At 39.9% G+C, this 12,962-nt stretch carries 13 protein-coding genes and 3 pseudogenes; 11 read left to right on the top strand and 5 right to left on the bottom strand.

What is annotated here, in order from left to right; genetic code table 11:
- A pseudogene (locus ACQKIC_RS18205) lies at positions 1–228 on the top strand (stage V sporulation protein R); the annotation flags it as partial.
- 269 nt (positions 229–497) lie between these two features.
- Here the strand turns inward: ACQKIC_RS18205 and ACQKIC_RS18210 are convergent.
- Positions 498–1,706 carry an aminopeptidase gene (locus tag ACQKIC_RS18210; RefSeq protein WP_427592097.1) on the bottom strand — a complete coding sequence of 403 codons (1,209 nt, stop codon included), beginning with the start codon at positions 1,704–1,706 and terminating at the stop codon, positions 498–500.
- 654 nt (positions 1,707–2,360) lie between these two features.
- Here ACQKIC_RS18210 and ACQKIC_RS18215 point away from each other — a divergent pair.
- Positions 2,361–2,546: a hypothetical protein gene (locus ACQKIC_RS18215; protein WP_427592098.1), complete on the top strand. Its 186-nt coding sequence runs from the start codon at positions 2,361–2,363 to the stop codon at positions 2,544–2,546.
- 105 nt (positions 2,547–2,651) lie between these two features.
- Here ACQKIC_RS18215 and ACQKIC_RS18220 read toward each other — a convergent pair whose 3' ends face one another.
- Both ACQKIC_RS18220 and ACQKIC_RS18225 read right to left on the bottom strand, forming a co-directional pair.
- A complete protein-coding gene (locus tag ACQKIC_RS18220) occupies positions 2,652–3,128 on the bottom strand; it encodes a hypothetical protein (protein WP_427592099.1) in 477 nt (158 codons plus the stop codon).
- Between the two features lie 76 nt (positions 3,129–3,204).
- Positions 3,205–3,754: pseudogene (locus ACQKIC_RS18225) on the bottom strand (IS1595 family transposase); the annotation flags it as partial.
- Between the two features lie 212 nt (positions 3,755–3,966).
- Between ACQKIC_RS18225 and ACQKIC_RS18230 the strand changes: the two are divergent.
- From ACQKIC_RS18230 to ACQKIC_RS18270, 9 genes and pseudogenes are all read left to right on the top strand, one after another.
- Positions 3,967–4,176 (top strand): hypothetical protein, encoded by a 210-nt coding sequence (locus tag ACQKIC_RS18230; RefSeq protein ID WP_402955367.1) that lies wholly within the window; start codon positions 3,967–3,969, stop codon positions 4,174–4,176.
- 221 nt (positions 4,177–4,397) lie between these two features.
- Positions 4,398–4,996: pseudogene (locus ACQKIC_RS18235) on the top strand (SpoVR family protein).
- Between the two features lie 168 nt (positions 4,997–5,164).
- On the top strand, positions 5,165–5,467 hold the full coding sequence (locus tag ACQKIC_RS18240) for an ArsR/SmtB family transcription factor (protein ID WP_402867549.1): 303 nt from the start codon (positions 5,165–5,167) through the stop codon (positions 5,465–5,467).
- A gap of 27 nt (positions 5,468–5,494) precedes the next feature.
- On the top strand, positions 5,495–6,553 hold the full coding sequence (arsB, locus tag ACQKIC_RS18245) for an ACR3 family arsenite efflux transporter (protein WP_427592100.1): 1,059 nt from the start codon (positions 5,495–5,497) through the stop codon (positions 6,551–6,553).
- A 29-nt stretch (positions 6,554–6,582) separates the two neighbouring features.
- Positions 6,583–7,002: an arsenate reductase (thioredoxin) gene (arsC, locus tag ACQKIC_RS18250; RefSeq protein WP_427592101.1), complete on the top strand. Its 420-nt coding sequence runs from the start codon at positions 6,583–6,585 to the stop codon at positions 7,000–7,002.
- A gap of 90 nt (positions 7,003–7,092) precedes the next feature.
- Positions 7,093–7,464, top strand: a complete 372-nt coding sequence (gene arsD, locus ACQKIC_RS18255; RefSeq protein WP_427592102.1) for an arsenite efflux transporter metallochaperone ArsD — start codon at positions 7,093–7,095, stop codon at positions 7,462–7,464.
- Between the two features lies 1 nt (position 7,465).
- Complete coding sequence (gene arsA, locus ACQKIC_RS18260) at positions 7,466–9,235, top strand: arsenical pump-driving ATPase (protein WP_427592103.1); 1,770 nt, start codon at positions 7,466–7,468, stop codon at positions 9,233–9,235.
- A gap of 34 nt (positions 9,236–9,269) precedes the next feature.
- Positions 9,270–9,554 carry an iron-sulfur cluster biosynthesis family protein gene (locus tag ACQKIC_RS18265; RefSeq protein ID WP_427592104.1) on the top strand — a complete coding sequence of 95 codons (285 nt, stop codon included), beginning with the start codon at positions 9,270–9,272 and terminating at the stop codon, positions 9,552–9,554.
- A gap of 26 nt (positions 9,555–9,580) precedes the next feature.
- Complete coding sequence (locus tag ACQKIC_RS18270; RefSeq protein WP_427592105.1) at positions 9,581–10,384, top strand: arsenite methyltransferase; 804 nt, start codon at positions 9,581–9,583, stop codon at positions 10,382–10,384.
- Between the two features lie 403 nt (positions 10,385–10,787).
- On the opposite strand, the gene ACQKIC_RS18275 is transcribed toward ACQKIC_RS18270, so the two are convergent.
- Together ACQKIC_RS18275 and ACQKIC_RS18280 are read right to left on the bottom strand one after the other, a co-directional pair.
- Entirely contained in the window at positions 10,788–11,828 is a 1,041-nt protein-coding gene (locus ACQKIC_RS18275) for an AbrB family transcriptional regulator (protein WP_407408463.1), read from the bottom strand.
- A 90-nt stretch (positions 11,829–11,918) separates the two neighbouring features.
- Positions 11,919–12,899: a VOC family protein gene (locus ACQKIC_RS18280; protein ID WP_402867557.1), complete on the bottom strand. Its 981-nt coding sequence runs from the start codon at positions 12,897–12,899 to the stop codon at positions 11,919–11,921.
- Between the last annotated feature and the right edge of the window lie 63 nt (positions 12,900–12,962).

Consider the following 12,962-nt stretch of genomic DNA (forward strand, 5'->3'; position numbering starts at 1 on the left):
GGCGGATTCCCGTATATCACGGTCAATGACGGCGACTATATGCGAAATGGCGAGCTGTATTTGAAACACTGGTACGAAGATATTGAACTCGACCTGAAATATCTCGAAAAAGTCATGCCCTATATCCACCAGCTCTGGGGACGTCCCGTGCACATGGAATCGGTCATGGAGGGGAAAGAAGTCATGTTTTCCTACGACGGAAAAGGGATTCACCGGAAATATTTATAGGGAAGGAAGCAAGTATTTATAAAGAAACTTTGGTCGTAATAAATAAATTCTCTCATAAAAAAGAGCGAGCAATGTAATTCGAATTGAATTACATTGCTCGCTCTTCTAAAGGCTATGTTAAAGGTTAAGGTTGATCTAAAAATGCACCCATTAGTTAGTCGAAGAAAAATTACATTCAATCACAGTCAGTTTAAACACATATGTGTATTAGTTATTAAAATCCTTTGATTAAATCTTTTACAAGCTTAAGAAAAATAGTTTCCTGAAAATTAGATTTTCCAAACCCCACTTTCCATTATTAGTATATCTTCCTGATCTAATAATCCGTAGACACTCATGGAGCCATCGCCAATCATAATATCTTCATGAACGGCAGATCTATTCATACCTAGCTCAGTTAGTTCTTCTTCAGTTCTTATGGAACCGTCCAAAATATTATTAATGTAAGCTTGACCTAGTGCGATATGACAAGCTGCATTTTCATCCAATAGTGTACTTTTGAAAGTGACTCCCATTTTGGCAATACTCGAATTGACTGATACAAGTGCAACTTCTCCAAGCATTCCAGCACCATTATCTGTGTGAAGAAAATCGAGAACGACTTGGTGTTTCGGTTTAATTCGTATCACTTTCCCATTTTCAAAGAACAGCTTTAAAATTTGAATAGTTTGTCCTGCTAATATAAGGGGTTTTGTGATGGTAACATATCCATTCACTTGATACTTATTTGGCATTGTCCAAACTTCTTCAACAGGGATATTAGACATGAATTCTCTTCCATCTTTAGTCGTTTCAGATCCCCCTAACCAAACATGATTTTTGACTAAAGAAACAGTTAAATCTGTTTTTTTACTAACAAATCGCAAACCAGAAAACTTATAATTGTTCAACTTTTCCGCTATACTTTTCAAGGTAATATCATGTTGTTTCCAAGCTGAGATAGGGTTTGGCTCATTTGATTTTGATGCTTCAAAAATATATTTCCATAAAAGTTCAATAGCTTCATTTTCAGGATGGTCTGGAAACACTTGCAGTGCCCATTCTTTTGTTGGCGCGTTAACAAGTACCCATTTATTATGATTTTCCATACCATATGTTCGTATTGGGCTCATTGCGATTGATTTTGCTTTAGTTACTATTGATGTTCTTTCATCCCAATCAGAATCCATATCTGAAAACGTCGGTGCAACGATTGTGATTGTCGAATACCCAGACTTCGCATAATTTAATTCATTTTCAATTAATGATTTTGGAAAAACGTCTAAAAATTCGTCAGGAAGAAAACGCACTCGATCCTTTTCGATTGTCGAATCCCGTAAATCAAGTGATACATATTGCGCCCCACTCTTATAAGCCTCTTTTGAAATTTCGCGTACTAACGACAAATGTTCAGGAGAAAAAATGATTTTAATTAAATCTCCCTTTTCAACTGTCACTCCAATATTCACAATTACTTTTGCATAATTATTTAAAGACATATATTACTCCTTTTATTTTAATAGCATTAATCCTCTTCTTCATAAACTTCAACGGTTCATCAAGGCTATGTTAAAGCTATTGGTTGCTTTTGAATTTATAGGAAACAAAAATGAGCTGGGAAATGAAACTCCAGCTCAATGTATTTTTATGTCCGCTGTTTTTAATAAATTAATATTAGCTTAAGAAGGGTTATTTGTTCTGTTTCTTCCTATAAAGAAAACGCCAAATATAAAACGATATTAATGCTATTACTAGCAAAATCCATAGCACATAATTATAAATGTAGCCCCCGATAAACAGAAATAAGTTTCCTATAATAAAAGCTGGTACCATGATGTAAATCCACATTCTAACTTCCTTGTTTTTAAAACTTAGTTCGAATCGTTCACTCATCTACCACACCCCACTTGAATAAACAAAACTGTCCTTAGTGTAAGTGTAAACCCACACAGTCATATTTTATTTTAACATAAATATCCATTTCTGGTGAAAATGATTTAATCAGATGTAGGGTAGTTGTTACCACAACACTTAAATATAAATTAAGCTTTTCTTTTAATAACCAAGAAAAAAGATATTTGACGGTTATGTGAACAGGTAGGATTAGCAACTAGACATAAAGAATACCTAACTATAAAAAGGGGACGTCTATAATGGAAAAAAATGTACTATCTGTGAAATGTTCGTGCTGCAAAAAGGAATTGGACGCAATAGATTCGGTCATCATCAATGACTCACATCAGCTGACGCATATTCAATGCCCTGATAAAGGAGAAAAACCAATTATTGATGTAGGATATTTTAATGCCGTTTCTCGAAAATACCTGACCTTTACATGAAGGCTCTGTTAAATTTGAATGCTCTGTTAAATTTGAATGTTGATACTTATACAAAAACAAAGGGAAACCAGATTGTTAAGGTTTTCCTTTGTTTTTATGACTAATCTATTTAATTTCCATAACAAATGTGTAGGAAATTGTTCCGTTAGTCCATTCTGCTAATGCTTCATAGATATATTTACCTTTACTTGAAGGAAGGGTTATTTGATTATCATTATGTTTTATTTCTATTTCTCTTCCTTTTTCATTCCATAAATAAACTTCGATATTTGGATTTCCATCAATCTTAATATCAACTTTTTGATTTGGATTTGCGCTAATTGATTCTATATGCTCTGCCATTTGGTACGGAGACGCGTGGTCTGTTTGTACAACCTCAATTTCTACTCCTTTCTTTCTTTCCCATCTATAACTGCCGCTTTCAATCTGATATTCCGTATCATTAATAATGATTAGTCCTTTCTGAGATGGAGGGAACTCACTGTCTATGTCTTCGTTTTTTTTATCTACATTATTTGAACAACCCATAACCGAAAATATTGATAACACAAATATCATTATAAAGAAATATTTTAATCTCAAAATATCACCCCTTTACTGAATTGACGATATATTTTTCCAAAAGTTTCAATTATTGACTAATCGAAACAATTTAAAACTAAACAGTAATATTTGAAGTACGCAAACTATCACAAGTATCGGTCATTTCAAATACAAATGATGATAATAAAAATTCTTTAATATTGTGATTTGTACTTTCGTTACTACGGCTATCAACAAACAAAAACCAAGCAAGATAATTATCAAGATATTTCGTAGCCACACCTTTAAAGCGGACTATCCATTGCTTCAAACGAGAATGGAGAGCGTTGACATTTTGAATGTGATACAAGCCCTTGTCCTTAGACAGCTTTGAGTCAATTAAAATATCGACTTTTGTTTTCACAATACGCCCCATACAAGCAACTTTTGAGACGGTTGCTTTTGTACGGTCTCTGGCAACAAGAACACAGACCTGTTCGTGGCTTATTCCTCTATGTTTGGACTTTCCGCCACTTTACGAGGTTTACGTTGCCCCGTTGCCCTCTTTGAGAGTATAGAAAATAGGTTTCGTCAATTTCAACGATACCTTCCAAATGTTCAACATTCATTTGTTTTAAGGTGTTTAACAGCTTGTGCCTCCAATAAAAAAGCATAACCCAAGTAACCCATCAACATTAACTAATAACAGAGCCTACATGAAAAAGCTTCTATTAAGTAGGTATGACAGCAACTTTATTCAACCCTTTAGCTAAATAGTACCGTTTGGATGCTGTATGAAGTTCGCTTAGTTGAAGAAGGGATTTTTGTGGGAATTATAGAATAGGTTACCTAATGATGTTTCGCTTATTTTCACAAACCCTATATGAGGTGAATTTAATTGAGGATAGGTAATAAAATAGTTATTGAATGGATCATTGCGAGAGTTTACGAGGATTTTTCTTTTGCAAAGGCAGTAGATAATGCCCTAAAGCAAGTAACTTTAAATGAAAGAGAAAAGGTCGAACTTCACCAAATTGTAAATGTAGGCGAATTTAATAATGAAAAAATATTTTTAATTATTTTAAATGTTATTTCCAGTAAAGAATAGATCTATCGAGTAAATGGATATTTTCTACTCAACTAAAGGGGGCTTTAGTAAAAAATAAACATCAAAATAGAATGAGCTTGGAGATACATTTTCCAGCCCATTTTTTTATGAGCATTTTTAAATCAACTTTTCCCTTTAACATAGCCTTTTTATTTTAATTTGTTTGGATTGAACCGCTTTATTGGAATCTTGGCTGGGCATCGTACTGGCATCAAAGGATCATGCGTGAACTGGATTTGACCTCTGGCGAATCGATTGAATTTGCAAAACTGAATGCCGGAGTCGTGCAGCCATCACGAACGAGCATCAATCCTTATTATCTAGGGCTGAAGGTGTTTGAAGATATCGAAGAACGCTATGATAACCCGACAGAGGAAATGCTCAAGCTCGGCATCAAGCCAGGAACGGGCCGGGAAAAATGTTCGAAGTCAGGGAAATAGAATCGGATATTTCCTTCCTCCGTAACTATTTGACCAAAGATCTCGTCATGCGGGAGGATATGTATTTATTCCAAAAGCAAGGCAAAGACTACAAAATCGTTGATAAGGCATGGGAACAGGTGCGCGATCAGCTCGTCAGCATGCGAGTGAATGGCGGATTCCCGTATATCACGGTCAATGACGGCGACTATATGCGAAATGGCGAGCTGTATTTGAAACACTGGTACGAAGATATTGAACTCGACCTGAAATATCTTGAAAAAGTCCTGCCTTATATCCACCAGCTCTGGGGACGTCCCGTGCACATGGAATCGGTCATGGAAGGCAAAGAAGTCATGTTTTCTTATGACGGAAAAGGGATTCACCGCAAATATTTATAAGGAATGGAGGCTGCCGGGAGATCGGCAGTTTTTTTTCATGAAGGCAATTCGAGAAGTACTCTGATAAAATCTCTCCAAGCCAAAACCCTTGCAACGGTCAAACCTATCGTGATAACATAAGCATTATATTATATAAGCATTTAATTATGTATAGTGGGAGGACACTAGATGAACCAAATCGAGGAGATGTCTCGTCTGTTAAAAGCCGTGAGTGACCCGAACCGGTTAAAGTTGCTGGCATGTCTGAAACAAGGTGAAGTTTGTGTATGTGATTTTGTGAATATCCTGCAGATTTCCCAGCCAGCAGTCAGTCAACAAGTGAAAAAATTAAAAGACGCAGGAATCATTTTAGAAAGAAAAAAGGGAACATGGAAACATTTCCGATTAAATGATGTTCAACAGCCTTATATTCAAGCCATCATCGATTCTTTAGAACCTGTCCAGGCTCCATGTTGTTCAACGGAATGCTAATTCTTCATCATGTTAGGGGAGAAAAGGATGGAAAATAAAAGTGTAACAAAGCGATTATCCTTCTTGGATCGCTATCTTACTCTATGGATTTTTGTGGCGATGTTTGTCGGAGTCATAATTGCGGTATGGGTACCCAATTTCAAAAATGTATTAGATACCTTTTCGGTAGGGACTACTTCGATACCAATCGCAATTGGGTTAATCGTCATGATGTATCCCCCACTTGCAAAAGTGAAATACGAAGAAATGTGGCGCGTGTTCAAGGATTGGAAAGTGCTTCTGCTATCCTTGTTTCAAAACTGGCTGTTAGGGCCGGTGTTGATGTTTTTCCTTGCAATTATCTTTTTACGTGATTATCCGGAGTATATGGCCGGGTTGATCATGATTGGCTTGGCCCGTTGCATTGCGATGGTCATTGTATGGAATGATCTGGCGCGAGGAGATAGGGAGTATGTCGCGGGACTCGTGGCGTTCAACTCGATATTCCAGATCCTATTCTATTCCGTATTCGCCTACTTTTTCTTGAATGTGTTGCCTGGTGTATTCGGCATGGAAAACCTATCTGTCGTGATATCGATGTGGGAAATCACGAAAAGCGTCATGATATATCTTGGTATTCCATTCGTAGCAGGGATGTTGACTCGATTCATTGGGTTGAAAATTAAGGGGAATGAGTGGTATGAAAATAAGTTCTTACCCAAGATTTCGCCGTTAACTTTGTTTGCTTTATTGTTTACGATCGTCATGATGTTCTCTTTAAAAGGGGACACCATCATTGCCTTGCCCCTTGATGCAGTGCGGATTGCGATACCGCTTTTCATCTATTTTTTAATCATGTTTGCCGTATCGTTTTTTGCATCAAGAAAGGCGGGTGCATCCTATCCGGTTACGGCTTCCCTTTCCTTTACGGCAGCAAGCAATAACTTTGAACTGGCGATTGCCGTGGCTGTTTCCGTATTCGGAATCAACAGCGGTGCGGCGTTTGCGGCGGTCATTGGACCACTCGTGGAAGTGCCGGTACTGATTGCTCTCGTCCATGTCGCTCTACGCTGGGAAAAGAAATATTTTAGAACCATTAAATTATAATTTCTTTTTTTCTACAGGAGGAAACCTTCATGACACATAAAAAAACCATCTACTTCTTATGCACAGGCAATTCATGCCGCAGCCAAATGGCTGAAGGCTGGGCGAAAAGGCTCTTACCGGATTGGATTGTGAAAAGCGCAGGCCTTGAAGCTCACGGATTGAATCCCAATGCTGTTAAGGCGATGAGGGAAGTAACCATCGATATTTCCGATCAAACATCGGATGTGATTGATAGGGGAACCTTGAATCATGCAGATTTAGTGGTTACATTGTGTGGGCATGCAGACGAGCATTGCCCAACCACGCCTCCACAAGTAAAGCGAGTCCACTGGGGTTTTGATGATCCAGCCAAAGCGGAAGGAACCGATGAGGAAAAGTGGTCCTTCTTTCAACGCGTGCGTGATGAAATTGGCGAACGGATCGAAGAATTCGCTGAAATGGGAGAATGAGCCTGCAAATAGCCAAGGCAAATTACTTGGCTATTGATTTATCCATAATATAGGCATCTGCTTATTTATATGAAAAAAGGAGTGACTTCAATGAAAGAAATACAGATTTTTGACCCTGCCATGTGTTGCCCTACAGGTGTATGCGGTCCTTCAATCGACCCTGAGCTATTAAGGATGTCTTTTGTGACAAGTAATCTGAAGAAAAAGGATTATCCGATCGAACGATATAATTTAACCAATGATACCGAACAGTTCATGCAATATGAACAAGTGAGCACGTTATTGAACGAAAAGGGTCCGGATGTCTTACCGATTGTTTTCGTTGATGGAAACGTGGTACGAACAGGGAGCTATCCAAGTAATGAGGAGTTGGGAAGGTGGACGGGGTTCTCTGTTGAGGAACTGATCCAAAAGCCGAAAGTGCGATTGTCACTGAAGACGCAAAAAGATGGGGAGAGCTGACATGAAGTTATTCACTGATGAATTCTTCCCACAAACGCGATTTATATTTTTCACAGGCAAAGGTGGAGTGGGGAAAACATCCGTGGCAAGTTCGCTTTCCCTTTCTTTATCGAAGCAAGGAAAAAAAGTTCTGTTGATCAGTACAGATCCCGCTTCGAACTTACAAGATGTATTCGGGCAACCGTTAACCAATCATCCCCAATTGATCAAGGGCACATCGAACCTGTATGCCCTGAACTTGGACCCTGTCCAAGCGGCAACCGAATACAAGGAACGGATGGTTGCCCCGTATAGAGGAAAGTTACCAGATGCGGTGCTTGCAACGATGGAAGAGCAAATGTCAGGGGCTTGCACCGTCGAAATTGCGGCATTCAACCAATTCTCGACCCTTTTGACGGATACAAAAATAACGGAGGAATATGACCGGATTGTATTTGATACCGCACCAACTGGTCATACGCTGAGGTTATTGCAACTACCAACTGCATGGTCCGGTTTTTTAGATGTAAATACAAACGGGGCATCTTGCCTGGGTCCGTTAGCGGGATTGGAAAGTCAGAAGCAGATGTATCAGAAGGCCGTCAATGTGTTGGCGGACAAAGGGCAGACTACACTAGTCCTTGTGAGCCGACCTGAAGAGGGGCCATTGAGGGAAGCGGCACGTGCGTCGGATGAGTTGAAGGAAATCGGGATTGCCAATCAACTCTTGATCGTGAACGGTGTCTTCGAACAGACGGATCGAGGTGATCGTTATGCAAATGCCTTGCATGACCGACAACAGCGGGCATTGGAAGACATTCCGAATCCATTGAAAAAACATCCGACTTTTTATTTGCCTCTTGTTTCATTTGCCATCACAGGAATCAATCACATGGAGAAATGGTTCACTCAAACATATGTGGAGTCTGAAAACTTATTAGATGAAATAGAAACGATCCCTCATCACTCTATTAAAGATTTGGTGGATTATTATGAATCAAACTCCCATCGGGTCATCCTTACGATGGGAAAAGGCGGGGTAGGAAAAACGACAGTAGCGTCACTTGTCGCCTTGGGACTCGCCGAAAAAGGGAAAAAGGTCCACTTAACGACCACGGATCCAGCCGCTCACATTGCTTGGACTTTTGATGATAACACCTTATATGACAATCTAACGATAAGCAGCATCGATCCGAAGAAAGTCGTGGAAGAGTATAAAGATGAAGTGCTTTCTAAAGCAAGTGAAACGATGGATGAAGAAGGCTTGGCCTTTATAAAAGAAGACCTGGAATCTCCTTGTACCGAGGAAATCGCCGTTTTCCGGGCACTCGCCAATGTTGTGGCGCAATCCGAAGATAGCATGGTCGTAATTGATACGGCACCAACAGGTCATACCCTTCTATTATTGGATGCATCCGAAGCCTATCATAAAGAAATTTCCCGTTCTTCTGGTGATATACCAGAGCCGGTACGCGATTTGTTGCCAAAATTAAGAGACGGGTCCTATACGAGCATCATCATTACGACACTTCCTGAGATGACACCTGTTTTGGAAGCAAAACGATTGGCAGAAGATTTGAAACGGGCGAATATATCCATCCATTGGTGGCTCATCAACCAAAGTTTTTTCGTCACGGATACAATGGAACCGATGCTTACCAGGAAAGCAAAGGGAGAGAAGAAATGGATCGAGAAAGTGAAAGAGCTATCCGGCAACCAAACTGTCATCCTTCCTTGGAGCCGGGAAGAGCCAAAGGGAATCAAGCAATTGCATCAAATTCTGGACATGTAAAAATGACATGCGAAACCTATTGGAGGAATAGAACATGAAAATGACCAATCAAGCAAAAGAGTATTTACAAGAAGCGATGAAGGCAAATGACGTATCCACTCTACGATTTTATGGAATTGCAGGGTGTTGCGGAATGAACCTTGGCGTTGCCTTACAAGAAGCAGAAACAAATGATATGGTGGTAGAAATGAATGGGGTGAACATTGCCATTCAATCTGAGATGAAGGAACAGTTATCAGATGTAACCATAGATGTAGAAGAGGAAAATGGTGAAATGGGCATAGTGCTTACAGGATATAATGAAAACTCTTGCTGCTAAATATGAATAGGAAGGATATGGAGAGAATGAGTGAAATGAAAAAAGATGAAATCCGCGAAAGCGTACGAAGCAATTATAAAAAAATCGCCCTTAAAGTCGTTAATTCTGACAGCTGTTGTGCGCCAAGCTGCTGTACACCCGAAGAAAACCAAAATATTTCCGTCGAAGAGATTTCTAAAAAGATGGGATATACCACAGCAGAGCTTCAAAATATCCCGAATGGCGCAAACATGGGATTAGGTTGTGGAAACCCTCAGGCGATCGCGGACTTAAAAGAGGGGGAGACCGTCCTTGACCTTGGGAGCGGGGGAGGGTTCGATGCTTTCTTGTCTTCTCCTAAAGTGGGGGAAAAAGGAAAAGTCATAGGCGTTGACATGACACCGGAAATGATTAGCAAAGCTCGGAGCAATGCCGAAAGAAATCAATTCGTAAATGTCGAATTTCGTTTAGGGGAAATCGAACATCTGCCTATTGCCGATCAATTCGTTGATGTAATTATGTCGAATTGCGTCATCAACCTATCCCCGGATAAAAAAAGAGTCTTTCAGGAAGCGTATCGTGTTCTGAAAAAGGGCGGGAGATTAGCGATTTCCGATATCGTGTTGACTGCGAATCTGCCTGAAGCATTGCAAACGGATATGAACCTCTACTCCGGATGCATCGCCGGGGCATCTTCAATTGAAGAATTGTCCGAGACGATGAAACAAGCTGGATTTAAGAACATCTCCATTATCCCTAAAGATGAATCCAAAGAATTCATCAAGGAATGGGCACCGGAACATAAGGTAGAAGAATATATTGTCTCAGCGATTATCCAGGCGGAGAAGTAGAGTGGCTGAATACTAGAAGTTAGTTAAATGTAAGCAGTTAAGAAGAACATGACCAACTGCATATAGTCTATTATTGTCGAGGAAGGAACTGATATGCAGTTCCTTGGGCATGAGTTCGGTATTGTACCGGGCTCATGCCTTTTATTTTTCCCGGTTCGTTCAAGAAATGGTATTCTATCTATTTGAATCTCTAATATCCGTAACCTCATCGCATTTGTAGCAATCTAGCCCACAGACTTCCATGAAGATACTTGGTTTTTTTGAACGCGTTTCTACTATTATATGGTAATTGATTTCACCCATTCATCAGATTCGAAAAACGCCCCACTGAATGAATTTCAATCATCGGAGCGTCTTATCCATAGGTATATAGATTTTAACATGAACCATGATCGGTACTTTACTACATGGCTCTTTTGATGCTAGGCAATTTCTTTTTTCCTTGCCAACGATAATACATTTTCATCAAAGGCATAATTAAAATAAAAATGAACAGGAGCCTGAACGTTTGGAACATTGAAACAAGCGAGACATCTGCATGCACTGCATTCGCTAATAACACCATTTGATCTAAGCCCCCTGGGGCGGTGCTTAGGAAACTTGTAGCGAAGGTTGTATCCAATGCAAAGGACATGAAGAAGCTTGATCCAAATGTTAGCGCAATTAGTGCGAAGGCACTGAAAATGCCCCCTACAAGTATGCGTACCGGCAGTTTGATCATATGCGGCTTGAGCATGAGTCCGATATGGGCACCGATTAGTAACTGAGCAACATCCATGATTATACCAGGTATTTGAGGCATTGCCAGTGGTGTTGTGAGTTGCAATGTAATGAATAAAAGAATGGGTGTAATGAAAAATGCGACTGGCAAATGGATGCGTTTCATTAAATGAGAGCAACCCCAAGCAAGTGCAATTAGAAGTACTAAACTGATTGTTAGCTTAGCGTCAGTTGGTGGCTTGCTCATTACTTGGCCAGCGACGATAAATGGTACGAAAACAACGACCAGTAAAAGTCGAATTACTTGAAAATAAGAAATAACGCCGATTTCTTTAACTTTTTCTTCCTCGGCAAAGACGACAATTTGTCCTAAACCGCCTGGGATGGCGCCTAATATGGCAGCTTTCACCGGAATTTTTGTCCATTTGCTCGTTAAGTAGGCGATGCCGATTGAACCGCCGATCAAAATGACGTTTAGGGTTATCATGTAAAGTAAAATGGAGCTCATCATGCCGAATAAATCGGTGTTGAATTGTACACCAATCGCGGTCCCGACCATGACGACACCTAAATCACGCATTTGGCTGGACCATCTAAGCGGTCCTTTATAAACGAATTGAGCTAACATGACGACAACAATTGGGCCAAGCATCCAGGGAATAGGGATGTGCAGCAAGCTAAAAATATAACCGCCAATGAAAGATAAGATTAACACTTTTAACATTGCCTTCAATAGAGACACCCCTTCCTATATAACATTCATCGCATAAGAACCACCAGCATCCTTCATCATGAATGGCTGGTGGTCAATTTATTATGAATTCGCTAATTCCTTAACTTGTGCTTCACGATCTACGTCATCGCGGCGACGGTCGCCCCAGTAGGCAGATCCGTTTTTCAAGTATTCTTCATACGTCCATTTCACTGGCTCCCAGTCTGGCTCGAAGATTAAATAGCTGTTTGTAAAGATTTCAAGACGTAAGCCACTTCCTGGATCTTTTACGTAAATGTACATGGCTTGAGAAATACCGTGTTTACCAGGGCCTACGAATTGTACATCAGCTTCGCATAAAATATCAGCAGCACGTAGTAAGTCTTGGGAGTTGTCTAACCAATAAGCGATATGATGCATTTCGTTTGGTTCTTTTGAACGGGATGTAGACATGATTGCCACGTCATGAACTAAGTTTGTTACGGATAACCAGCTTGCGACTTGTACATCGTCTGGATTTACGAAATATTCACGTAGCTTGAAGCCTAATGCTTGTTGTAAGTAATTTACGATCACAGCGTTATCTTGTGAAGTTTGTAAGTTAACATGGTCGATGCGACGTGGTGATACACCTTTGGCCCAAGATTTATACGTTTGGTTTTTAAGCACTGATTTACGAGATTCATCAGCAGGTGTTTTTTCCATATCGTAATACAGTTCAAAGCGGTGACCACTTGGTAATTCGAAGCGGACTGCTTCCCCTTGGGCTACTTCTTCGCCTGCTTCTATCCAACGTACTTCTGTACCAGCATCTTCTAATAATTTAGCGAAAGTTGCTACGTCCTCACGACGTTTTGTACGCCAGCCAATGTGATCGATGTAAGAAGTTTCACCAGCTGTAATGGATAATGTATGGTGTTCGAAATCGCCCCAAGCACGCAAGTAGTGTACACCATCTATCACTTCGGTTTCTTCTAACCCGATTGTGTCGCGGAAGAACCATAAAGATTTTTCAAGATCTGCTGATACTAAAGCTACGTGTCCTAATTTTGCAATTTCCGGTGCGTAAAGAAATTTTTCCATTTATATTCACCTCATAGTCATGTTTTTTTAATAAGAGGACAAGGAAAATATGATTTCAATCAT

The organism is Peribacillus sp. NPDC046944, from assembly GCF_050272735.1.
Lineage (GTDB): Bacteria > Bacillota > Bacilli > Bacillales > DSM-1321 > Peribacillus.

Excerpts from the sequence above, each read along its gene's own strand:
- ACQKIC_RS18280 (WP_402867557.1), bottom strand. The coding sequence starts at position 12,899 with ATGGAAAAATTTCTTTACGCACCGGAAATTGCAAAATTAGGACACGTA.
- arsB (WP_427592100.1), top strand. The coding sequence starts at position 5,495 with ATGGAAAATAAAAGTGTAACAAAGCGATTATCCTTCTTGGATCGCTAT.
- ACQKIC_RS18210 (WP_427592097.1), bottom strand. The coding sequence starts at position 1,706 with ATGTCTTTAAATAATTATGCAAAAGTAATTGTGAATATTGGAGTGACA.
- ACQKIC_RS18240 (WP_402867549.1), top strand. The coding sequence starts at position 5,165 with ATGAACCAAATCGAGGAGATGTCTCGTCTGTTAAAAGCCGTGAGTGAC.
- arsA (WP_427592103.1), top strand. The coding sequence starts at position 7,466 with ATGAAGTTATTCACTGATGAATTCTTCCCACAAACGCGATTTATATTT.
- ACQKIC_RS18275 (WP_407408463.1), bottom strand. The coding sequence starts at position 11,828 with ATGTTAAAAGTGTTAATCTTATCTTTCATTGGCGGTTATATTTTTAGC.
- ACQKIC_RS18265 (WP_427592104.1), top strand. The coding sequence starts at position 9,270 with ATGAAAATGACCAATCAAGCAAAAGAGTATTTACAAGAAGCGATGAAG.
- arsD (WP_427592102.1), top strand. The coding sequence starts at position 7,093 with ATGAAAGAAATACAGATTTTTGACCCTGCCATGTGTTGCCCTACAGGT.
- arsC (WP_427592101.1), top strand. The coding sequence starts at position 6,583 with ATGACACATAAAAAAACCATCTACTTCTTATGCACAGGCAATTCATGC.
- ACQKIC_RS18215 (WP_427592098.1), top strand. The coding sequence starts at position 2,361 with ATGGAAAAAAATGTACTATCTGTGAAATGTTCGTGCTGCAAAAAGGAA.
- ACQKIC_RS18270 (WP_427592105.1), top strand. The coding sequence starts at position 9,581 with ATGAGTGAAATGAAAAAAGATGAAATCCGCGAAAGCGTACGAAGCAAT.